This window comes from Pseudorhodobacter ferrugineus DSM 5888, from assembly GCF_000420745.1.
GTDB classification, from domain to species: domain Bacteria; phylum Pseudomonadota; class Alphaproteobacteria; order Rhodobacterales; family Rhodobacteraceae; genus Pseudorhodobacter; species Pseudorhodobacter ferrugineus.
This window is the reverse complement of record NZ_ATVN01000017.1, coordinates 20,318-41,715: the sequence shown is the minus strand read 5'-3', so window position 1 is coordinate 41,715 and position 21,398 is coordinate 20,318. Positions and strand designations below refer to the sequence as shown.

The following is a 21,398-nucleotide window of genomic DNA, read 5'->3' as shown; positions in this document are numbered from 1 at the left end:
GATCTATCGCAGCAAGTAAATGACGGGGAATAGCAGTACCCAAACCAGATCAACCATGTGCCAAAAGGCGGCCCCAACTTGAAGGTTGCGGGGTGTCGGTCGCAGGGCGAGCAAAGCGAATATCACAAGACCCGCGATCACATGGGCGGCGTGAAACCCGGTCAACAGGTAATAGAACGTATAGAAGGGGTGGGTTTCGGGGCGAATGCCAAGGGCGGCTTTTTCGGCGTATTCGGTGAATTTAATCCCTAAAAACACCATGCCCAACCCGCCCGCCGCCAGCAGCGCCCAGCGGGTGGCGGCAATGCGGCCAGCATTGGCATAGCCCACAGCGCGGGCCGCAAGATAGCCCGAGGTGACGAGGACAACAGTGTTAATGCCCGCCGCACTGCGGTGCAATTGGTCTTGGGCCAAGGCAAAGCCCGCGGGATCGGTGACGCGGACGGCCATAAACGCCAAAAGCCCCGCGCCAAAGACCAACAGCTCGGACACGATCAGGATCCACATCATCAAATCGCCGGGCAATTGGTCAAACGGCTGGTCGGTTTGCGTCTGGGTCATGCGCCAACCAATTGGCGGTAAATTTCGGGTAAAGCCTGAGTCAGTTTATCAGGGTCCGAAATTACCGAAAACCCGCCGGGGCCGAACATGCGCGGGAACCACGCTTTGCCGTCACGATCGACGGTTATGCCATAGACGGCGTGGCCTGCGCGGCGCGCCTCTTGGATGGCCATACGGCTGTCTTCGATACCGTGGCGGCCCTCATAGTGGTCAAGATCGTTGGGTTTGCCATCGGTGATGACCAGCAAAAGCCGCCGTTTGCGGGCCTGACTTTCCAGACCTTTGGACACATGGCGAATGGCTGCACCAAGGCGGGTATAATGGCCAGGGACCAGTGATGCGATGCGGCGGATGACGGTTTCATCCATCGGTTCGGCAAAGCCTTTGCATTCCTGCACAAACACGCGGTTGCGTTTGAGCGACGAAAACGCGTGGATCGCGAAATCATCGCCGCAGGCGTTCAGGCCCCATGCAAGGGCGGCCAAGGCCTCGCGTTCCACACCGATCACGGTGCGGCCGTTATGGCCGTGTCCCGGAACCGCACTTTCGGTGGACCGTGACACATCCAGCAAAATGGACACCGCAAGGTTGCGTGCTTGCGGGCGGGTTTGGCGCCAGATGCGGTCATCGCCCTGACCGGTTGCATAAAAATCGACCCGCGCGCGCACAGCTCGGTCCGTATCAAGTTCATCGCCGTCAAGGTGGCCAGAGGTCGAAATTCGGCTGGGACGCAGAGCCTCGAACTGGCGCTTGACGGCGCGGATACGGGCCAGCGCGCGGGGGTCGTCCTGAAACGGGGAAAGGTCAGTGGGCGTGGCCTGCGACGACAAAATGCGTGTGTGAGCAGGCAGGTAAGACCCCGTGCGACAATCCCATTCAGGATAGGTAGAAATGCCGGAAAGCAATTCGCGATCGACATCTTCGGGCGACAAATCGAGATGCAGTTTCAGGCGGGTGGCGGGGGCCTTGGAAATTTGTCCAAGGCCAATTTCATCGGTATCGTCGGCGGCCTTTTTGGCGCTGTCATCATCATCATCCTCAACCCGGCGGTTCAGGTTGATGAATTCGGCCCAAGACAGGATTGCCTCGAATTTATGCAGGATAAAGCTGTCGTTGCGTTCGGCCTGATCGGCGCGTTTGCGTTTGGCGCGGTGGGTCTTTGCGCCTTCGGATTCTTCGGCCTGACCATCTGTGCTGCGGGTTTCAACTTGGGTTTCGGCCGAAAACGACACATGGCGCAGATCGGGCCACAAGGCGACGGGGCGAAACGGTTTGTAGCGGCGCGGAGATGTTGCGGGCAAATCAGGCAGGTGGGTATCATCGCCAAGCGCATGCCGGATACGGGCCTCGATGGCGCTCTCGGCGGCGGGCAGGGCGGGGCGGGGGCGCAAGGCAAGGGTTGCCGCACACAGATCGCGGTATAGGGCGGCAAAGCCGGGGGCATGCAACAGGGTGTTGCGGACCATAGTTTCGGCGGCGGCGATAGCGGCAAGATCAGCGCGCATCGGGTCATCGGTGCTGGGCATCTTTGTCAAATCGGCATGGGCGGCGCAGGCCGTCAGCCACAGGTAGAGGGCTGCGTTCGCCTCGCGCGCCGGAAATACCGCAAGGCTTTCGGGCAAACGCAGGCTTTCACCATCAAATGAGGCGCGGGGCGTGCGTTCTTCGGCGGTACCGAGTTTGCGCAGGAAGGACAGACGGTGGCGGGACATCTCCTCGCCCACCGCTTTGATCTCGATGGCGGGGTTGCCACCGAGACCCCGAAAAAGCACTGCCAACCGTCCGCCAACCTCACTCAGGTTGACACGGGCTCCGTCGTGGCTGCTTGGTGCATCCAGACGGCTGGCGAGTTCGTGCCACAGTTTGCCGATTGTTTCTTCGGGTTCCCATGGCTCGATTTCGATTTTTGTCATGCTGGCCTCACCCGAAAACAGCAGTGACAAGATCGAGGAGCCCGCGTTTGGTGTCGCGGTCGTCGGTCAGGGGTTCGATCATCGCGGCCAAAATGGCACGTTCAACCGGCATCCCCTGACGGATCAGGGTCGCGGCATAGACGACAAGGCGGGTTGAAACGCCTTCTTCAAGATCCTGCCCTTTGAGGTCGCGCAGCTTGTTGGCAAGCCGAACCAGCGGTTTCACCCGCGCCTCATCCAGACCGGATTCGCGTACCACGACCGGGATTTCATGTTCCGGTTTCGGGAAGGTGAATTCCATCGACACAAATCGCTGACGTGTCGAAGGTTTCAGGGTTTTCAGGATGTTCTGATAACCGGGGTTATAGGACGCCACGAGCATGAAGCCGGGGGTCGCCTCCAGCTCCTCGCCCGTGCGGTCGATGGGCAGGATACGCCGATCATCAGTCAGCGGGTGCAGTACGACGGTCACGTCTTTGCGCGCCTCGACCACTTCATCCAGATAGCAAATCGCCCCTTCGCGCACGGCGCGGGTCAAGGGGCCATCAACCCATAGGGTTTCGCCGCCTTTCAGCAAATAGCGGCCGATCAGGTCAGCGGCGGACAGGTCATCATGGCAAGCCACGGTATACAGCGGGCGGCCAAGTTTTGCGGCCATATGGGCGACAAAGCGGGTTTTGCCGCAGCCTGTGGGGCCTTTGAGCAAGACGGGCAGTTGGTTGTCATAGGCTGCCTGAAACACCGAAATTTCATCGGCTTGGGGCAGGTAGAAGGGGGCATTTGCCGCCCCCTTCAGGTTCAGGGATCCATCCATCTGCATCACTCCGCTACTACGTGGTCTGCGTCGCGTGTCAGACGGTCACGCTCAACCGGGCCAGGCTTCACGATTTCGCCACGTGGGACCAGGATGGAGTAGATGAACAGAAGAGCACCAAGCACAACCGCAACACCCGAGCCAAAGCGCATGGCATAGAAGATCCAAAGCTGGTCTTGTACCTCCATAAAGCCCATGCCCATCACGCGTTGCAGGTGGGTTTGCACCGTACCGGCAAAGGTCAGCGTAAAGGTCATGAACACCATGCCGCCCGACATCAGCCAGAACGAGGCCATGTTCAGCACTTGGTTATAGGGGTCACGCCCCAACAGCACCGGCATGGCATAGCTGATGATGGCAAGGTTGATGCAGACATAGGCACCGTAGAAAGCAAGGTGACCATGCGCTGCCGTGATTTGCGTGCCGTGGGTATAGTAGTTTACCCCGTGCAGCGTGTGCAAAAAGCCCCAAACACCTGCGCCAAAGAATGCCAGCACCGCACAGCCAAGCGCCCACAGCAAGGCGGCCTTGTTCGGGTGGTCACGACGGCCTTTCCAGACCATGATAAAGGCGAACGCCATCATCGCAAAGAACGGCACAATCTCAAGTGTCGAGAACACGGAACCGATCCACTGCCAGTAACCCGGGGTGCCGATCCACAAGAAGTGGTGGCCAGTGCCCAAGATGCCGGAAAACAGCGCTGTGGCGACGATGACGTAAAGCCACTTTTCAACGACCTCGCGGTCCACACCCGTCAGCTTCAGCATCAGGAAGGCCAGAATGGCGGCCAAAACCAATTCCCAAACACCTTCAACCCACAGGTGGATCACGAACCACCAGTACATCTTGTCAAGCGCAAGGTTTGCCGGGTTGACGAAGGCAAAGAGGAACAGCAGCGCCAGTAACCAAAGCCCGAGCAAAAGGATATTCGAGATTGCTGTTTTCTTGCCTGCCAGCACAGTCATGCTGATATTGTAAAGAAAGATGAGCGCTGCAACAACGATACCGGCCTTAACCCAGCGGGGTTGTTCCAAAAACTCGCGGCCTTCTTTTCCCAGAAAGAAGTTTCCTTCAAACAGGTTGAACGTATAGGTCACAACCACACCCGCTGTCCCCAGCACCAGAATAGCGAGCTGGAGATAGGCCAGTTTGGTTGAGTGGATCTCACGTTCGGATTCTTCGGGGATCAGGTAATAGGCAGCCCCGAAAAAGCCCAAAAGCAACCAGACAATAAGGCTGTTTGTGTGCAGCATCCGCAAGATATTGAAGGGCATGAGGTCGACAAGGAAATTGCCGTCCACATAGACATAGCCCATAAGCAGGCCAAGTGAGACTTGTACGGCAAACAAAGCCATTGCCACGACGAAATAGACCAGAGCGATCTTTTGAGTTTGATATTTCATGTCAGATCTCCTTAACCCGCATCATTGGGCGGCCAGCCCTGGGTGTTGATCGTATTGGTCCACTGCAAGAAATCGGACAATTCGCGGTATTCATCATCCGTAAGGTTGAAGTTCGGCATTTGACGGCGGCCTTCGATGCCTGTGGGCATGGCATCCATCCAGCCTTTCAACATGTCAAATCCGCCCTCGGCATCACCATTGACGCCCCAGCGGGTCATGACATTGCCCAGTTCCGGCGCGAAATACGCACCTTCGCCCAAAATCGTGTGGCAGTTGATGCAGCCGTGTTTTTCCCACAGGTGTTTGCCCGCCACCACCGAAGGTGTCAGCGTTTCCTTATTGGTGGATTCATTGACGATGTATCGGTGGCTGTCCCATGACAGGCCGACAAAGATAAGAATAAAGAACAGTGACCCGCCATAAAAGATATTGCGGGCCATGCTCTTGGTCATGACTTCGCGCATTGCGCATTCCCCTTTTCGGAGCTGTGCCCGACCAATGCGCGGGGCATGTTCGGGGCCGTTGATGGTAACTGATCTGTGAACGGCGGCGGCGGGCGGCGCCTTAACCAAAGTCAACTGCCAAGCGCATTGGTCAGGAAATATGTTCGAGCCGGGTGTTGGGGAAATGGGTCAGCGCTGCATCAATCGCCGCGCGGTCCATCAGGCAAAACGCGGTGGACAAAGCATCGGCAACGGCGGCGGATGGACCCGAGACCGCCACAGTCGCCCAAAGCGGCGCGCTGCCATTGGGGCTCAGAATATGCGGTGCATCGGCGCCAATAATTGTGCCACGCGGGGACGAGGTGGCAAGCGCACGGTTTTGCAGCGATGCCTCGGCCAGTAGTGTGCCATCAGGGCCTGCAATGCCTGCGCGCCACGGGTCGGTGCCGCTATGGCCAAGGGCCATCACCTCGCCCATATCGACCAAGACGTTTTGAAACCCTTTGCCATATAGGTATTCGGCGACGACATCAGCTGCAAAACCCTGCGCAACGCCGTTAAAGGTAAGCGCCATATCGGTTTCAAGTTTAATGTCTGTTTCGGACCATTGCACCCGTGGCCAGCCGATATTCTGGCGCGCGGCGGTCAGGTCGCCGCCTTGGGCGGTTGCCAGCCACACTGGCTGGATCGACGGATCAAACACGCCGCCCGTCGCCTTGTGCACGCGGTCACTGACCGCCATCATGTTTTGCAACGCGCGGGTCGGGTTGGCGATAAACCCCGTCTGGTTCAGGCGCGTCAAGGTTGAGGTGCGGTAAAGCGAAAAATCAGCCTCGATCTGTTCGATCAACGCCTCGATCTTTGGCCATAAAAGGGCCGCGCGTTTGTCGGGCAGGCCAGCAATCGCAATGCTTGCATCGGCCCCAAGGGCGCGGCCTGCCCATGTGGCGGGGTTGGCCGCAGCAGGGGTTGCGCACAAAGCGGCGGCGGTGATGGTCAGGAAACGGCGGCGGTTCATAAAATAGGCTCCTTGGTCATGCGGCATCCCCTGTCCGGCTTCGGCGTTTCAGGACGGGGCAGGTGTGGGGGTCGTTCATGATGATCTGGCAGCGCAGGCACAAAACGCATTCATTGGCATTGATACGGCCCAATGGATCAATCGCGCCAACCGTGCATTTGGTTTCGCACAGCCTGCATTCGCGGCCGCATTGGGGGCGGCGTTTCAGCCAGTCGAATACCTTAAGCTTGGCCGGAATCGCCATCCCTGCGCCCAAAGGGCAAAGGTAGCGGCAATAGAACCGCTCGATGAACAACCCTGCAAACAGGATGGCACCAACGAACACAAGAAACGGCCAAGCGCGGATCATGCGCAGGGAAATTGCGGTTTTGAACGGCTCGAACTCGGCCGCGATCAACGCGTCATGCATGGAATAGAACGACAGGGCGATGATACCGACAAAGGCGGTGTATTTGATCGCCCAAAGCCGTTCATGCAACGCCTGCGGCACGGCTATTTGGCGGATGCCAAGCGCTTGGGCTGCGGTGTTTGTCAGCTCTTGCAGCGCACCAAAGGGGCAAAGCCAGCCGCAATAAACCCCCCGCCCCCAAAACAAAAGACCAAGCGCGGTAAAGCTCCAAAGCAGGAAAATCACGGGGTCAATCAAAAAGGTTTCCCAGCGAAACCCGTTCAAAAGTGAGTGGAGAAAGGCCACAACCTGCACCACCGAAAGCTGGCCGTTCAGGCCCCAGCCCAGAACAAAAAGCGTTGTGGCAAGGAACGTGATCCGGCCGATACGCCACAGTTTTGGCCGCTTGGTAATCCATTCCTGCGCGAACAGGATCAGGGTTAGGACCGACAGCATCACAATCACGATGCCCGTTTCCACCTTTTTTGCCGCCCAGATGCTTTGCCATAGCGGCACGTCCAAAGGGGGCGGCGCAAGGCGATAAGCATCGGGCAAACGGTAATCAACGGGGATGGTCAGGGTAACTGGCGTGGTTGCCGTTGGACGGGTTGCCGTAACGGTAATCTGAAACGGCGCAAGCGGATCTATGGTGTTGGGCAGGCGAAACAGGCTGATTTCTTTTACATCCGGCGCGCCATCAATGCGCAAGCGTTTTACCATTTGATAGCTGTCAGCGCCCGGTTGGATGATGGTGTCGTTTTGGGTGATCGTAAGTCGGTCAAACACCCCCGTTTTGCGCCAATCGGTGCCGCGATGCGACCACAGCCCAGACGAGATGACCAGCAAAGCCGTCTCACCTGGACCAAGATTGCCGACTGCGGCGGTATAGGTTTGTTGGCCCAAAAGTGATTGGCCAATGCTGGGTGGATCAGCCAGACCAACCCACATCCGCAAAAAATCACCCTCGCCCGGTGTGATTGACGGGGTGGAACCGCTGAGGGCTGTGGCGGCGCTGGTCATGGAGACCCGCGTTTCGACCAAGGCACCCGTCGCAAGAAGGTCGGGCCATGTTTGCGGGGCAAAGCTGATCCGGTCAATGCCGCCCGCTGCGGTGATCAAGCCGCGACCAATGGCAAGGGTGCGCGCACTGCGCATGATGCCGTCACGGATCACCCCTGTGGATACGGTCGCGCGGGAAATAACATCGGGCAGGTCTTGGCGGGTTTGCACAGACGCGCCAAGGTCTTGGCCCGCAAAACCACTGACATAGTCCGCGATATCGCTGTCAGAAATCCCAAGAGTCAGCACAGGTTCATTATGCTGGACCAATTGCGCACCACGGATCACCGCGTCAGGTGACAAGGCTACCAGCACGTCCAAGGGGCGGCCCGAATACCCGACAGAGCCCGCAATTTCCCAAGTAGAGCCGATATAGCCAACAATGCGCCCATCGCCCCGAATGGTCCACCCCGGCACACCGCCATCTTGGCGGGCAATCTGAACCGGACCGCCAACACCCAAAAGTCGGGCAGCCAAGGCACTATCAGGTGCGGTCGGGCGCAACGATTCGGGGCCAAGCGGTTCTGCCAAAGCCAAGTGTCCAAAACTTGCCAAGAGCAGCCCAAAGGCAGCTAGGGAACCGAAGAAAAATCGCATGGAGACGCCTTTGCACCGTGATTGCGCGACCCTGCCAAAGCTGTCGCCGCATTGCCTTAACGAAAGTCAAGGAAGCAGGGCGGGTCGCACGGCATGTTCACATCAGCCTCACCAGCGGATACGGAGAAACAGCCGATGAAACACCAACGCTCGCACGCCACGCATGTTTTGCTGAGCAGTGCTGCACTGGCGCTGGCCCTGCTTGCAGGCCCTGCATTAGCGCAAGACAAACCCAAAGATCATACCGACGGACCTGCGGCTGCCTACGAGCCGTCGATGACCACGCTTGGCCAGATCAAAGTCGAAATTCCGGGCCGCAAAGAGGGCGACCCTGTGATGACGCAGGAAGAATTCCAGCGCGGCACCACGATTTACTTTGAACGCTGCGCCGGGTGCCACGGTGTGCTGCGCAAAGGGGCCACGGGCAAGCCGTTGACCACCGATATTACGCGTGAAAACGGCTATGATTATTTGCACAGCTTTATCACCTACGGCTCGCCGGCCGGTATGCCGAACTGGGGCACGTCGGGCGATATGACCGAGGATGACGTGGACCTGATGGCCCGCTATCTGCTGTTGGAACCACCGGTGCCGCCAGAATTTGGCATGCCGGAAATGCTGGCAAGCTGGAAAGTGATCGTCAAACCCGAGGATCGCCCAAAAGAAAAGATGAACGATATTGATATCGACAATCTCTTCTCGACCACGCTGCGCGATTCCGGTGAAATTGCCCTGATCGACGGCGCAACCTATGAAATCAAGACGATTATCAACACCGGCTATGCGGTGCATATCAGCCGCATTTCGGCCTCTGGTCGTTATCTGTTCGTGATTGGCCGTGATGCCCGGATCGTTATGATCGACCTGTGGATGGAAACCCCCGGCCCGGTTGCTGAAATCAAGATCGGCGCCGAAGCACGCTCGATCGAAACCTCAAAATTTGAGGGTTTTGAAGATAAGTATGCCATCGCAGGGGCCTACTGGCCGCCGCAATTTGTAATCATGGATGGCGACACGCTGGAGCCGAAAAAAATCGTCTCCACCCGTGGCAATATCTATGACGAACAGGTTTACCACCCCGAACCCCGCGTTGCCGCGATTCTGGCCAGCCACTTCAAACCGGAATTTATCGTCAACGTCAAAGAAACCGGCAAGATTCTGATGGTCGATTATACCGATCTGAAGAACCTGAAAACCACCGAAATCGAGGCAGAACGCTTCCTGCACGATGGTGGTTTGGACGGTTCGCACCGCTACTTTATCACGGCGGCAAACGCGCGCAACAAGCTGGTTGTGATCGACACCAAGGAATCCAAACTGGTGGCGATTACAGATACGGGCGGGGCGACACCCCACCCAGGCCGTGGCGCGAACTTTATCCACCCCGAATTCGGGCCGGTTTGGGCGACATCGCACCTTGGAGACGAGTCGGTTGCCTTGATCGGGACAGACCCGGAAGGGCACCCGGATCAGGCATGGCAGATTGTGGACAGCTTCAGCGCGCTTGGCGGTGGATCGTTGTTTATCAAGACGCACCCCAATTCGGACCACCTTTATGCTGACGCAACCTTGAACCCGGATGCCGAAACATCGGCCTCGGTCGCGGTGTTCAAGATCAGCGAAATGACAGCCGGTGCAGATCCCGAATTTGTCACGCTGCCAATCGGTGAATGGGCCGGCATTACAGACGGGCAGCCGCGCGTGGTGCAGCCAGAGTTCAACAAGGAAGGCACGGAAGTGTGGTTCTCGGTCTGGAATGCCAAAGACAAGGAAAGCGCGATTGTTATCGTTGATGACAAGACGCTGGAATTGAAGAAGGTCATTAAGGATCCAAGGCTGATCACCCCAACCGGCAAGTTCAACGTCTACAACACCCGTTCGGACGTTTACTAAGCCAACGGTTTCGGGGCCGCGCCTTTGCGGCCCCGACCACCCCCACCCCAAGCAGATGAGAGACGCCATGAAAGACACTTTACGCAAAGCGCTTGTCGGCAAAGTCTTTTTGATCGGGGCAGGGCCGGGGGATCCGGATTTGCTGACCGTCAAGGCGTTGCGTTTGATCCAGACCGCCGATGTGGTGGTGTTTGACCGCCTTGTCAGCCCCGAGATTATGGCGCTTATCCCCGCAGGCACCCGCTGCATTGATGTGGGCAAATTGCCCCAATGCCACAAGCTGACACAAGACGAGATTAACGCTTTGCTGGTCGATCTGGCAGGGCAAGGGATAACGGTGGCCCGCCTGAAGGGGGGCGATCCGTTAATTTTCGGGCGTGGGTCCGAAGAAGCGGCAGAGCTGCGCGAGGCCGGAATTGCCGTCGAATATGTGCCCGGCATTACTGCGGCACAGGGCGCTGCGGCCAGTACGGGTGTGCCACTGACCCATCGCGGGCTGGCCACGGGTGTGCGCTATGTCACCGGTCACCGTGCGCGGGATGCGTCGCTAGATCTGGACTGGGCCAGCCTTGCCAATGAACAGACCACCCTTGTTGTCTATATGGGCGTGGCCAATATCGCCGAAATTTCCAGCCGATTGATCGCACATGGCATGTCCGCCGACCTGCCGGTGCTGGCGATTGCCAGTGCGACCACCCCGCAGGAATTGCGCGTGATCGGGCAGCTGGATGACATCGTGCACAAAGCCGCGTGTTTGCCCAAACATGTGCCGGTGTTGTTCATCATCGGCCATGTCGTGTCGCTGTATGTCCCTGCGTTGCTGCAAGCCGCCTTGACCTGCCAAGGCGCGGGAATGGATGCTTATGCGTAATCTCGCGGTCATTGGCATGGCCCTGCTGGCCGCTCTGGGCACCGCTGTGGTGCTGGCCATTGCAATCGCCTTGCCTGCCACGGCCGAGGTCGCGGCAGAGCGCGCCAAAGCATTGGAACATATGGTCATCCAAGATTGCGGGTCGTGCCACGGCCTGACATTGAAGGGCGGTTTGGGCAAGCCGTTGACGGCCACAGCCCTTGACGGTGCTGCCCCCGAGGCGCTGTCCCAGATCATTCTTGACGGTGTTCCCGGTACCGCGATGCCACCTTGGCGCCCGCTGCTGACCGAAGAAGAGGCAGGCTGGATTGCCCATTACCTTTTGAAGGATAAGAAATGAAAACTCTTGCTTTGTGCCTGTCCTTGATGGCTGCGCCCCTGCTGACCGCACCCGCAATGGCGCAAACACCGTGCTGTGCAACGGGTGATCTGGGGGTGGTTGTCGAACGTGCCACGGGGTCGCTGCTGTTGGTGGATCGGTCGGACCATGCGGCAATCGGGCGGGTCGAAGGGCTTGGTGATCTGTCGCACGCATCGGTTACGTTCAGCCCCGATGAACGCTTTGCCTATGTCTTTGGCCGCGATGGCGGGCTGACAAAGGTGGATATGCTGACGCAGACCATTGCCGCGCGCATCATTCAGGCGGGCAATTCCATTGGCGGGGCAATCTCGGATGATGGCAAACTGATCGCGGTGTCGAACTATGAACCCGGCGGGGTCAAGGTGTTTGATGCCGACACCCTGGCGCTGGTTGGCGATATCCCCGGCACGTCGAAAACCATCGGATTGGTTGATGTGCCCGGCCGCCGTTTTGCCTGGTCCACATGGGACAGCGGCGAGGCGTTTATGGCCGATTTTTCGGGCGCGGACATGAAAGTGACCAAGCTGGGCGATGTGGGCAAGAACCCGTTTGATGCTGTGCTGACCGATGATGCCCATACCTATTTGATCGGGTTGTTTGGCGAAAAGGGCGTGACGGCGATTGACCTGTGGGATGACGTGCCTGCGCCTGTGCGGTTCTTGCAGGACTATGGCAAAACCGAGGATGACTTGCCGGTTTACAAGATGCCGCACCTGCAAGGCTGGGCCTTTACCGAAGGCCAGTTTGTACTGCCCGCCGTGGGCCAGCATGAACTGTTGTGGGTGAACCGCGAAACGCTGGAGGAGGTGGACCGCACCCCAACCCATGGCCAGCCCGTGTTCATTATTGCGCAGCCCGCGTCGCCCTTTGTCTGGGTGAACTTTGCCACGCCGTTGAATGACACCGTGCAAATCGTTGACAGCCGCAACCATCAAGTTGTGGCCACCCTGACCCCCGGCAAGGCCGTGTTGCACATGGAATTTGCGCCACGCGGGGCCGAGGTTTGGATTTCGTCGCGCGATGATGAAAAGATCCTGATCTATGACACGCATACCCGCGAAAAGATTGCCGAGATTCCGGCACAAAGCCCGTCAGGCATATTCTTTACGGCGCGCGCACACAGGACGGGGTTGTGATGACCCATCGGCTGGATAAGATCGATCAGCATTTACTGGATGATTTCCAGCGCGATTTTCCACTGGTGCCGCGCCCCTTTGCCCAGCTTGGGCAAGCGCTTGGCTTGACCGAAGCCGAGGTGATCTTGCGGCTGGCAGCGTTGCAAAGCCGGGGGCAGATTTCTAGGGTTGGGGGCACGGTACGGCCCAATACCGCGGGGGCATCGACCCTTGCCGCGATGGCCGTGCCCGAGGACCGAATTGACGAGGTCGCCCAGCTGGTCAACGCAGAAGCAGGCGTGAACCATTCCTATTTGCGCGAAAATGTTTGGAACCTTTGGTTCGTGGCGACTGCGCCAAACACCGATGCCTTGGCCGCGCAACTTGCGCGGTTAGAGGCGGCAACGGGGTTGCAGATTTTGGACCTGAGGTTGCTGCGTGCATTCAACATTGATCTGGGCTTTGCGTTGCAAGGTCCGCGTGCGCAAATGACCCCGCGCGCTGCCCCTGATATGACCGTTTTGCAACCAGATGACCGGCCAATTTTGCAGGCCTTGTCGTCGGGCTTGGCGCTGGATCCGCAAGCCTATTTACGGCTGGCCCAATCGCTTGGCCAAACCGAGGCGCAGGTGATCGCGCGGATCAAGGCGCTTGCCGCTGCCGAGATTTTAACCCGCATCGGAGTCATCGTGCGCCACCGCACGATTGGCTGGACATCGAATGCAATGGTGGTCTGGAATATCCCCGAGGCCCAGATCGAGGCGGCGGGTCTTGCCCTTGCAGCGTTGCCGGGGATCAGCCTGTGTTACCGCCGCGTGACGGTGCCGGGGGTTTGGCCCTATGCCCTCTATTCGATGATCCACGCCCGCAGCCGTGCCGAGGCGCTGACAGTGCTGGAAGCCGCCAAGGCCTTGCCCGAATTGGCAGGGCTGGAGCATTCCGTTCTATTTTCAACGCGCTGTTTTAAACAAACCAGCGCGCAATTGATGCAGGAAAGGGCCGCCTGATGCGCCGCACAACCTTGCCCGATGATGCCTTGGACGCGACAGACCGCGCGATTTTGAACGCACTACAAGACGGGTTTCCAATCTCAAAACACCCGTTTGCCGAGGCGGGTGCTGCGCTTGGCGTTACCGAGGATGACCTGATCGAGCGTATTCGGAATATGCGAGAAATAGGCGCCATTACCCGCTTTGGCCCGTTCTATGACGCGGCGGCGATGGGGGGGGCGTTCTGTTTGTGCGCGATGGCCGTGCCCCAGGCTGATTTTGACGCGACCGTGACTTTGGTCAATGCGCACGCCGAGGTCGCGCATAATTATGAACGGACACATCCGCTGAACATGTGGTTCGTGCTGGCCTGTGAAACCGAAAAAGGAATTGGCCGCGTGGCGGATGAGATAGAGGCAGAAACAGGTCTGGCCGTGCTGCGCTTTCCCAAGCTGCGCGAATTTTTTGTGGGATTTCGGGTGCAGGCATGACGATAGATGCCACAGAACGCCGTATTATTGCGGCCACCCAAAGCGGGTTGTCGTTGACCGCGTCACCCTATGCGATTGTTGCGGGGCAGCTGGGGTTGACCGAGGATGAGGTGATCGCGCGGATGGCCGATATGCAGGCCCGCGGTATCATTCGCCGCATTGCGCTTGCGCCCAATCACTATGCTTTGGGGATGCTTGCAAACGGGATGAGCGTTTGGGATGTGGATGATACGAAGGCCGAGACTTTGGGCGACAAAGTCGGCGCTTTGCCCTTTGTCTCGCACAGTTATTTGCGGCCACGCGCGCCGGGTTGGCCCTATTGCCTGTTTGCCATGATCCACGGCAACACCCGCGCCGAAGTTGAAGAAAAACGCAAGCTGATAGCCGAGATTTTGGGTGATGCCTGCCGTTCCAATGACATTTTATATTCCACGCGCATCCTGAAAAAGACCGGAATGCGGATTAGCGGAGGAAGCTGAGATATGTTTCGACTGACCCAATATATGCGCGAGTTGGTGACACCAACGCCTGTACGCAAACGCGTCAGTGCCGGCGGTGTGAAACCCGTTGTAATCTGGAACCTGACACGCACCTGCAACCTGAAATGCCGCCACTGCTATACCACCTCGGCCGATGTGCCCTTTCCGGGGGAGCTTTCGACCGAACAGGCGCTTGGCGTGTTGGATGACCTGAAAGCCTTTGGCATTCCCGCGCTGATCCTGTCGGGCGGCGAACCGTTAAGCCGGTTTGACTTTTTCACTCTGGCCGAACGGGCGAAGGCGCTGAACTTTCGGCATTTGTCGCTGTCAACCAATGGCACGCGGATTGCGGAAAACATCGACCGGATTGTTGATCTGGGCTTTGATTATGTCGGCATTTCCATTGACGGGATCGGTGCCACGAACGACTGGTTTCGCGGGGTCGAGGGCGCGTTTGACGAGGCGATGGCCGGTGTGCGCGCCTGCAAATCGCGCGGCGTCAAGGTTGGTTTGCGCTATACCATCACCGAACAAAACGGCCATCACTTGGGCGAAATGCTGGATCTATGCGAGGCCGAGGGGGTGGATAAATTCTACCTGTCGCATCTGGTTTATGCGGGACGGGGCGACAAGCATCGCGGCGAAGATACCGAACATTCCCATACCCGCCGCGCGATGGATGTGCTGATTGCCCGCGCTTGGGAGGCCATTCAAAACGGCAAGGATTTAGAAGTGGTGACGGGCAATAATGATGCCGATGCTGTCTATTTTCTGCAATGGGTGACAGAGTATTTCTCACCTGAACAAACCGCCCATGTGCGCGCGCATCTGGAATCTTGGGGGGGCAATTCGTCGGGCCTTGGCGTGGCCAATATTGACCCGCAAGGCAAGGTTCATCCCGATACCTATTGGTCCGACTACACTGTGGGGTCGGTGAAAACGGACAGGTTTTCATCCCTATGGACAGGGTCTGATGCGATGCTTGCCACCTTGCGCCAGCGCCCGCGGCCCTTGAAAGGTCGCTGTGGCGATTGTGCGTTCAAGGCGGTTTGCGGCGGCAATACCCGCATTCGCGCCTTGCAAGTGACGGGTGATCCCTGGGCCGAAGACCCCGCCTGCTATCTGTCGAATGCCGAGATTGGCATCGACGATGCCGCCCGCCTAACCGTGACCCCTTTCCGAGGCAAAAGCCATGATCCGGCCCATCGTTTTCTATAGCCTGCTTGCCACCAGCGCCCTGACTGGCCCCGCCCATGCGGGACCGGATGGCGCGATGATCTATGCAGATCAATGCGCATCGTGCCATGCCGAAACCCGTTTGGGCGGCACTGGCCCCGCGCTGATCCCTGAAAGCCTTGGGCGACTAAAGGGCGAGGGGCTGGAGGCGATTATTGCGGGCGGGCGTGTTGCCACGCAGATGCCCGCGTTCAAGGGTACTTTGAGCGCTGAAGATATCACCGCAGTGGCCGCGTTTATTGCGACGCCGCTGGCCGAGGCGCCAAGCTGGACTGTCACGGATATCGAATCCACCCGCAGTTTGGATACAGGTTACACCCCCGCCCCTGCGCCGGTTTTTACCGCCGATCCGATGAATATCACCTTGGTGGTGGAAACCGGCGATCATCATGTGTCAGTGCTGGATGGCGATACGTTCGCCGTCCTCGACCGCTTTAAAACCCCCTTTGCCGTACATGGCGGGCCAAAGTTCAGCCCCGATGGGCGCTATGTGTTCATCATGTCGCGTGATGGTTGGGTGCAGAAATATGACATCTGGTCGCTGCAACAGGTGGGCCGCGTGCGGGCCGGCCTCAATTCGCGCAACATCGCGATGAGCAATGATGGCAAATGGCTGGCCGTTGCCAATTACCTGCCGCGCACTCTGACCATCCTGTCCACCGACGATTTGCGCGTGGCCCGCGTGATGGATGTGGCAGGCCATGATGGCACCGAAAGTCGCGTGTCGGCGGTGTACCAAGCACCACAGCGCAGCAGTTTTGTGCTGGCCCTAAAGGATGTGCCCGAAATTTGGGAAGTGGCAACCGACCCCGATGCAGGCCCGTTCTATGACGGGTTCGTCCATAGCCATGAGACGGGTATGGAGGAAAAGCTGGTCTCGGAAAGCGGTCTGTTTGCCCGCCGCCGGATCAAAATCAACGCCCCTTTGGATGACTTCTTTTTCACCCCAGATTATCGCAACCTGATTGGCACCAACCGCGAAGGTGACAAAGGCGTGGTCGTGAACCTTGATGTTGGCCGCGAGATTGCCGAACTGCCGCTGCCCGGTATGCCGCATCTGGGGTCAGGGATTACATGGACCAGTCAGGGCCGCCGCGTGATGGCGACCCCGCATTTACAAGACGGTGTGCTGTCGGTCATAGACCTTGAAACCTTCAAGCTGATCAAAACCATTCAGATGGAAGGACCGGGATTTTTTCTGCGCAGCCATGAAAATTCCGGCTACGTCTGGGCCGATGTGTTCTTTGGCCCGAACAAGGGCAAGATGCATATCATCGACAAAGAAACCTTGGAAATCGTCCGCACGCTTGACCCTGCACCGGGGAAAACGGTGGCGCATACCGAATTTACCAAGGATGGCCACTATGCACTTGTGTCGATTTGGGAAAATAATGGCGCGGTGATCGTCTATGATGCCGCGACCTTTGAAGAGGTCAAACGCCTGCCCATGCGCAAACCTTCGGGAAAGTATAATGTCTGGAATAAAATCACCTTCAGCGACGGCACCAGCCACTAAAAACCTGTGGAAATTAGGGCTGCTGTTGTGGCCCTTTGCCACTGGCGCCGTCGCCATCAATCTGTTTTTGCTGGGCCTTTTGGGCCAAGCCATAGGCCTGCCCGCATTATCCCCGATTGCTGCTTTGTGGTGGTGCCTGCCCTTGGGCCTTCCTGCGACCTATGCGTCGGCAAGATGGGTGCGGTCATTGATTGCACAGGCCGAAGCGTGACAGCCTGCGTCCCGGCACAGGCCAACAGAACCGGCCTTGCTGCAAACGCTTTTACCGTTTCAGCTTTGTCACGATCACATCCGCCAAACTATCAATCGCAGCGCCCGTGGCCCTCGCGACCGTTGCAGGTTCGCTATCCGCCATCGGTGCGGTGACAGCAAAGCGTTCCACCGACTCGCGCACCATGCCATCGGGCGATGCGATTGCAAACTGACCGCTAAGTTCAAACAAACCGTCGGTTTTGGCGATCATGCGGTCAATCCGAACCTCGACGCGCACGTCGGCGGGTTCGGCCAAGGGCCACGGTTCAGATGCCACCGAGGCCGTCGATCGTACATCAAGGCTGCGCGACAAGGCCCCCGTAACAGCACGCACAGGATCATCGGCCCAGATCGATTTTGGCACGACAAAAAGCGCGCCGCCGTCTTGTTCCACCACAATTTCAGACGCAGCAGCATAGGCTGGCAATGACACGTCGCGCACCTCGATGGTGCGCACAGAAACCCGTACTTTTGACGCTTGGGCCGCATCAGACATAATCGGAAAGCGGGCGTTTGTGTCGCCACAGGCAATCAATGGCAATGCGGCTGCAAGCGAGAGGGCAGCGATACGTAGGGTCATATCAACGTCCTAAAATAAGGGAATTTGGGTTGCGTTCAATCGTGCGGGCCAGTTTGGCAACGGATTGTGCCGCCGTTTTCAGCTCGCGCAACAAATCAAGCGTTTCGGAATTAAAGGTGGATTTCGCGCCATAGGCTGACACAAGCGCATCAGCTTTTGAAATCACACTCTCCAGCTGCGCGGTTACATCCGGAAAGGTCTTGGCAGCCTCGGCAACCGCATCCGCGGCTTCGCGCGCCGAGGCCAGCGTTGCATTGGTGTTTTCAATCGCGCCACCATTCCGCAAGTCGCGCAATGCGGCCTGAACTTCGGTCAACGCAGATGCAAGCGCGGGCGGTATGCTTTTGGCGCCGTCGGTGCTGATCAAGGCATCCGCGCTGTCCATCACCCGCGTCACAGCGGCAATCAGCTCTTCTGCTTTCAGATCATTAACCTTGGTTGCAATCGCACGGAGATCTTCGACCAGCTTTGGCAGGTCACCAGAGGCGGTTGCAATATCGCCTGCGGCCACATCCAGACTTGTCAAAGCGCTGGACAATTGGTCCACCAATCCACGGTCTTTCAACTCGGCAACGATACTGCGCAAATCGGCGATGACGCCCAGCAATTCACCCGGAATGGCTTGGGTATCCTCTTTGCCGATCAGCCCGCGCGCATCTTCGATCAGCCCCAAAATGGCATCAGGCGCAAGTTGCGTGCCCTTGGCCGACGCAATCGCCTCGATTGAGGCCATAAGCGAAATCGCTTGGTTCATTACGTCTTCGATCGGAAGCTTGTTCACGCGTTCCAGTACGCCTTCGGCCGTTGCAGTGAAATCGGGCAGGTCAGAGGCAACGCTTGGAATAATGGGCGTGCCATCGGCATCGTCACGTAAAGTTGCAGCTGTGGCATCCGGCACATCAGCAAGCTCGATCTTAAGGGCGGCGCTGAAAATACTGGTTGTCGCCAGACGCGCGCGCAGACCCTCAGACACCAAGCCGTCGATAAACGACCGTGTTGCCTCGGCGCTTGTGTCGGCCTCCAGCCCAAGCGACTGCGGATCAATCGAAACCAGCGCCCGCATGTTGACCGTCCGGCCCACCGGCGTTTTTACGATAAACGCACCAATACTTGAAACCTGACCCACCCTAAGGCCCCGAAATTCAACCGGAGCGCCGGATGCCAATCCGCTGACGGATTCGTTGAAAATCACTGACATCGTCACAGAATTTGCACTAAGCTGAGTGAAAATACTATCGCGCGCAGCGGATTCATCTGCAAACAGCCGGAACATGGTGTCATTGGTCACGGGCGCGCCACCCGAAACGATGTTTTCAAAGGCCACACCCCCCGTCAGCAACGACCCGAGGCTTGCAACATTCAGGTTAAGACCCGCCGGCCCAAGCGTGACCGAGAACCCCGACACGTTCCAAAACCGCGAGTCGGTGGTTAGGAATTTGTCAAACGGTGCGTTGATAAAGGCCTCGACATCCGTGCTGTCCCCTGTATCGGACAGGCGCGGTGTATCAAGCCGACCAACTTCCATACCGCGAAAGAACACAGGCGCGCCGGGTGTCAGGCTGGACCCGTTCTTGGACCGGATCTTGACGCGTGTCCCTTCATGGCCAGGCCGGATCAGGGGCGTTTCGGACAGGCCATCGAACGCATCTATGCTTGAATCTTCGACGGGTGTCCAAGCGCTGTCGATATAGACACCGGACAAAACCGTCGAAAGCCCGCTGATACCACGCGCGCTTACTTCGGGGCGAACGACCCAAAACAGGGTGTCCACATTAAAGGTTGCCGCGACATCCTTATTGATGCGTGCCAAAACTTCGACACGCGACATATCTTTGGAAAAATTCACATCCTCGACCGCACCGATGATAACATCTTTGAACCGGATGGTGGTATCCTTGGGTGTAATGCCGGCTGCGTCCTTAAAGGTGATCGTGATCAGGGTGCCTTTGTTGCTATAGCTTTGCCAAGCGACGCCCATCGACACGATCAACGCAAGGATCGGCACCAGCCAAACCAGTGACAAATTGCGCCAAGGCGACCGTTTGGCCGGACGTACGTCCATTTCAGGAATATCGGGAAGTGTCATATGGCGTGGTCCTTGTCAGCGTCCCAGATCAGCCTTGCATCAAAACTTTGGGCCGAGAGCATTGTAAAAGCGACGGAAAGGGCAAAACTGACTGCCGCAATTCCAGGATGGATGCTCGCCGCCGACCCCAGCTGGACCAAGGCCGTCAGAATAGCAACGACAAACACGTCGATCATGGACCAGCGGCCGACAAATTCGACCACCTCATAAATCTGGTGTCGACGATGCGTGGTGATGCGGCTTTGTTTGCCGATACCCAAAGCAAGATAGGCAATCGCCAGAAATTTGCTGGCGGGGATAACAATGCTGGCAAAGAAAACAATGGCCGCAATCCCGAAAGACCCGTGATGGATCAGCTCTAATATCCCGCCCAACAGCGTGCTTTCGCTTTCGCTGCCCAGCGTGGCGGTCTTTAGCATCGGGTAGACATTTGCAGGCACAAAGGCGATGACGCCCGCAACCCACCACGCCCAAACCTTTTGCAGGCTTTTTGTGTCTCGGCTGGCAAGGGTCGCCCCGCAGCGGACGCATAGCGGCACGCCAGCCGGATTGACCCTGCCGCATGTCGTGCAATTGACCAAACCCACATCACGGGCGGTCAGATACTGCCGCGCGCTTCCAGCGTTTTCCATATGATCAAGCTACTCATGAGGTTGTCGTTAACAACAGTGATAAGAACGAGGGCCGCAAAAGCCCAAAAGGCAGGGCCTATTGTCAGGGTTGCCAGTCCGCCAACTTTGACAAGCGCGACCGCGACCCCGACGATAAACACTTCGGCCATTGCCCAAGGCTTTAGGGTTTCGGCCAATCGAAACGCCTGCGTGGCCCCGCGGATCGGGTGATGCCCCAATGCCATCGGCGCAACCGTGTACAAAATGGCCACAAGGCGCATTAACGGCAGGACCACGATAAGCGCCGCCATTGCCAGCGAAAGCGGCACCATAAGCCCATCTGAATAGGCCAAAATTGTATCCAGCACCGATGCTTGTTGGCGCAAACCATGGGTTTCAATCGTCAGAAAGGGAAAGCTGACGGCACCAACCATAAGGATCGCACCCGTCACCGCCAACATCACGATCCGCGTCATGGCATTGCTGCGCGGCATGGCCAAAACATGGTGGCACCGCTTGCACCGGCCTTGCCCCCCCAGCGGCACCGACGAAAGTCGGGCCAGTGTGTCACACACAGGGCACGCCACCAAATCCCGAAGATCAGCAAAGGGGGCAGCGTGTTTAAGACGGTCTTGTTTGGTCATCGCGACTGTCTATCGCAAGGAAACAGGCATGAAAAGTCTGCCCCGATGACGTGATGTTACTGTCCTGTCACTTTGGCG

21 protein-coding genes are annotated in these 21,398 nt (G+C 57.9%); 10 read left to right on the top strand and 11 right to left on the bottom strand.

Going from position 1 to position 21,398, the window contains the following annotated elements; all coding sequences use genetic code 11:
* Positions 1-3 precede the first annotated feature (3 nt).
* The 7 genes from G560_RS0114505 to G560_RS0114475 all read right to left on the bottom strand — a co-directional run bounded on the left by G560_RS0114505 (position 4) and on the right by G560_RS0114475 (position 8,136).
* Entirely contained in the window at positions 4-561 is a 558-nt protein-coding gene (locus tag G560_RS0114505) for a cytochrome c oxidase subunit 3 family protein (protein ID WP_022705025.1), read from the bottom strand.
* Positions 558-2,474 (bottom strand): nitric oxide reductase activation protein NorD, encoded by a 1,917-nt coding sequence (locus tag G560_RS0114500; RefSeq protein WP_028914126.1) that lies wholly within the window; start codon positions 2,472-2,474, stop codon positions 558-560. The genes G560_RS0114505 and G560_RS0114500 overlap by 4 nt, the downstream gene beginning before the upstream one ends.
* 7 nt (positions 2,475-2,481) lie before the next feature.
* A complete protein-coding gene (locus G560_RS0114495; protein ID WP_028914125.1) occupies positions 2,482-3,288 on the bottom strand; it encodes a CbbQ/NirQ/NorQ/GpvN family protein in 807 nt (268 codons plus the stop codon).
* A gap of 5 nt (positions 3,289-3,293) precedes the next feature.
* Positions 3,294-4,691: a cbb3-type cytochrome c oxidase subunit I gene (locus tag G560_RS0114490; protein ID WP_022705022.1), complete on the bottom strand. Its 1,398-nt coding sequence runs from the start codon at positions 4,689-4,691 to the stop codon at positions 3,294-3,296.
* 11 nt (positions 4,692-4,702) lie between these two features.
* Positions 4,703-5,155, bottom strand: a complete 453-nt coding sequence (locus G560_RS0114485; RefSeq protein WP_022705021.1) for a c-type cytochrome — start codon at positions 5,153-5,155, stop codon at positions 4,703-4,705.
* Between the two features lie 130 nt (positions 5,156-5,285).
* Positions 5,286-6,152: an FAD:protein FMN transferase gene (locus tag G560_RS19370; RefSeq protein WP_033419442.1), complete on the bottom strand. Its 867-nt coding sequence runs from the start codon at positions 6,150-6,152 to the stop codon at positions 5,286-5,288.
* Positions 6,153-6,168: 16 nt separating this feature from the next.
* Complete coding sequence (locus G560_RS0114475) at positions 6,169-8,136, bottom strand: NosR/NirI family protein (protein WP_244870041.1); 1,968 nt, start codon at positions 8,134-8,136, stop codon at positions 6,169-6,171.
* 195 nt (positions 8,137-8,331) lie between these two features.
* Between G560_RS0114475 and G560_RS0114470 the strand changes: the two genes are divergently transcribed.
* The 10 genes from G560_RS0114470 (at position 8,332) to G560_RS0114425 (ending at position 17,358) form a co-directional block, all read left to right on the top strand.
* Positions 8,332-10,089 (top strand): nitrite reductase, encoded by a 1,758-nt coding sequence (locus tag G560_RS0114470; protein WP_022705018.1) that lies wholly within the window; start codon positions 8,332-8,334, stop codon positions 10,087-10,089.
* Positions 10,090-10,156: 67 nt separating this feature from the next.
* A complete protein-coding gene (gene cobA / locus G560_RS0114465) occupies positions 10,157-10,960 on the top strand; it encodes a uroporphyrinogen-III C-methyltransferase (protein ID WP_022705017.1) in 804 nt (267 codons plus the stop codon).
* Entirely contained in the window at positions 10,953-11,300 is a 348-nt protein-coding gene (locus G560_RS0114460; protein ID WP_231575838.1) for a c-type cytochrome, read from the top strand. The genes cobA and G560_RS0114460 overlap by 8 nt, the downstream gene beginning before the upstream one ends.
* Entirely contained in the window at positions 11,297-12,457 is a 1,161-nt protein-coding gene (locus G560_RS0114455; protein WP_022705015.1) for a cytochrome D1 domain-containing protein, read from the top strand. The genes G560_RS0114460 and G560_RS0114455 overlap by 4 nt, the downstream gene beginning before the upstream one ends.
* Positions 12,457-13,443, top strand: coding sequence for a siroheme decarboxylase subunit beta (ahbB, locus tag G560_RS0114450; RefSeq protein ID WP_022705014.1), 987 nt, complete (start codon positions 12,457-12,459; stop codon positions 13,441-13,443). The genes G560_RS0114455 and ahbB (G560_RS0114450) overlap by 1 nt, the downstream gene beginning before the upstream one ends.
* The gene (locus G560_RS0114445) at positions 13,443-13,916 is read left to right on the top strand and encodes an Lrp/AsnC family transcriptional regulator (RefSeq protein WP_022705013.1); all 474 of its coding nucleotides are present in this window, start codon (positions 13,443-13,445) and stop codon (positions 13,914-13,916) included. The genes ahbB (G560_RS0114450) and G560_RS0114445 overlap by 1 nt, the downstream gene beginning before the upstream one ends.
* Positions 13,913-14,395 carry a siroheme decarboxylase subunit beta gene (gene ahbB, locus G560_RS0114440; RefSeq protein WP_022705012.1) on the top strand — a complete coding sequence of 161 codons (483 nt, stop codon included), beginning with the start codon at positions 13,913-13,915 and terminating at the stop codon, positions 14,393-14,395. Before G560_RS0114445 ends, ahbB (G560_RS0114440) begins: the two co-directional genes overlap by 4 nt.
* A gap of 3 nt (positions 14,396-14,398) precedes the next feature.
* Positions 14,399-15,613 (top strand): heme d1 biosynthesis radical SAM protein NirJ, encoded by a 1,215-nt coding sequence (nirJ, locus tag G560_RS0114435; RefSeq protein ID WP_022705011.1) that lies wholly within the window; start codon positions 14,399-14,401, stop codon positions 15,611-15,613.
* Positions 15,588-17,147 (top strand): nitrite reductase, encoded by a 1,560-nt coding sequence (locus G560_RS0114430; RefSeq protein WP_022705010.1) that lies wholly within the window; start codon positions 15,588-15,590, stop codon positions 17,145-17,147. The genes nirJ and G560_RS0114430 overlap by 26 nt, the downstream gene beginning before the upstream one ends.
* A gap of 25 nt (positions 17,148-17,172) precedes the next feature.
* A complete protein-coding gene (locus tag G560_RS0114425) occupies positions 17,173-17,358 on the top strand; it encodes a hypothetical protein (RefSeq protein WP_338053565.1) in 186 nt (61 codons plus the stop codon).
* A 51-nt stretch (positions 17,359-17,409) separates the two neighbouring features.
* On the opposite strand, the gene G560_RS0114420 is transcribed toward G560_RS0114425, so the two are convergent.
* Genes G560_RS0114420 through G560_RS0114405 form a run of 4 tightly spaced genes read right to left on the bottom strand, consistent with a single transcriptional unit; the run spans position 17,410 to position 21,320 of the window.
* Positions 17,410-17,979, bottom strand: coding sequence for a PqiC family protein (locus G560_RS0114420; RefSeq protein ID WP_022705008.1), 570 nt, complete (start codon positions 17,977-17,979; stop codon positions 17,410-17,412).
* A 1-nt stretch (position 17,980) separates the two neighbouring features.
* Positions 17,981-20,065, bottom strand: coding sequence for a PqiB family protein (locus G560_RS0114415; protein ID WP_022705007.1), 2,085 nt, complete (start codon positions 20,063-20,065; stop codon positions 17,981-17,983).
* Positions 20,062-20,697, bottom strand: coding sequence for a paraquat-inducible protein A (locus tag G560_RS0114410; protein ID WP_022705006.1), 636 nt, complete (start codon positions 20,695-20,697; stop codon positions 20,062-20,064). The genes G560_RS0114415 and G560_RS0114410 overlap by 4 nt, the downstream gene beginning before the upstream one ends.
* Positions 20,664-21,320 carry a paraquat-inducible protein A gene (locus tag G560_RS0114405; protein ID WP_022705005.1) on the bottom strand — a complete coding sequence of 219 codons (657 nt, stop codon included), beginning with the start codon at positions 21,318-21,320 and terminating at the stop codon, positions 20,664-20,666. The genes G560_RS0114410 and G560_RS0114405 overlap by 34 nt, the downstream gene beginning before the upstream one ends.
* Positions 21,321-21,398 lie beyond the last annotated feature (78 nt).

Excerpts from the sequence above, each read along its gene's own strand:
- G560_RS0114505 (WP_022705025.1), bottom strand. The coding sequence starts at position 561 with ATGACCCAGACGCAAACCGACCAGCCGTTTGACCAATTGCCCGGCGAT.
- G560_RS0114500 (WP_028914126.1), bottom strand. The coding sequence starts at position 2,474 with ATGACAAAAATCGAAATCGAGCCATGGGAACCCGAAGAAACAATCGGC.
- G560_RS0114495 (WP_028914125.1), bottom strand. The coding sequence starts at position 3,288 with ATGGATGGATCCCTGAACCTGAAGGGGGCGGCAAATGCCCCCTTCTAC.
- G560_RS0114490 (WP_022705022.1), bottom strand. The coding sequence starts at position 4,691 with ATGAAATATCAAACTCAAAAGATCGCTCTGGTCTATTTCGTCGTGGCA.
- G560_RS0114485 (WP_022705021.1), bottom strand. The coding sequence starts at position 5,155 with ATGCGCGAAGTCATGACCAAGAGCATGGCCCGCAATATCTTTTATGGC.
- G560_RS19370 (WP_033419442.1), bottom strand. The coding sequence starts at position 6,152 with ATGAACCGCCGCCGTTTCCTGACCATCACCGCCGCCGCTTTGTGCGCA.
- G560_RS0114470 (WP_022705018.1), top strand. The coding sequence starts at position 8,332 with ATGAAACACCAACGCTCGCACGCCACGCATGTTTTGCTGAGCAGTGCT.
- cobA (WP_022705017.1), top strand. The coding sequence starts at position 10,157 with ATGAAAGACACTTTACGCAAAGCGCTTGTCGGCAAAGTCTTTTTGATC.
- G560_RS0114460 (WP_231575838.1), top strand. The coding sequence starts at position 10,953 with ATGCGTAATCTCGCGGTCATTGGCATGGCCCTGCTGGCCGCTCTGGGC.
- G560_RS0114455 (WP_022705015.1), top strand. The coding sequence starts at position 11,297 with ATGAAAACTCTTGCTTTGTGCCTGTCCTTGATGGCTGCGCCCCTGCTG.
- ahbB (WP_022705014.1), top strand. The coding sequence starts at position 12,457 with ATGACCCATCGGCTGGATAAGATCGATCAGCATTTACTGGATGATTTC.
- G560_RS0114445 (WP_022705013.1), top strand. The coding sequence starts at position 13,443 with ATGCGCCGCACAACCTTGCCCGATGATGCCTTGGACGCGACAGACCGC.
- ahbB (WP_022705012.1), top strand. The coding sequence starts at position 13,913 with ATGACGATAGATGCCACAGAACGCCGTATTATTGCGGCCACCCAAAGC.
- nirJ (WP_022705011.1), top strand. The coding sequence starts at position 14,399 with ATGTTTCGACTGACCCAATATATGCGCGAGTTGGTGACACCAACGCCT.
- G560_RS0114430 (WP_022705010.1), top strand. The coding sequence starts at position 15,588 with ATGATCCGGCCCATCGTTTTCTATAGCCTGCTTGCCACCAGCGCCCTG.
- G560_RS0114420 (WP_022705008.1), bottom strand. The coding sequence starts at position 17,979 with ATGACCCTACGTATCGCTGCCCTCTCGCTTGCAGCCGCATTGCCATTG.
- G560_RS0114415 (WP_022705007.1), bottom strand. The coding sequence starts at position 20,065 with ATGACACTTCCCGATATTCCTGAAATGGACGTACGTCCGGCCAAACGG.
- G560_RS0114410 (WP_022705006.1), bottom strand. The coding sequence starts at position 20,697 with ATGGAAAACGCTGGAAGCGCGCGGCAGTATCTGACCGCCCGTGATGTG.
- G560_RS0114405 (WP_022705005.1), bottom strand. The coding sequence starts at position 21,320 with ATGACCAAACAAGACCGTCTTAAACACGCTGCCCCCTTTGCTGATCTT.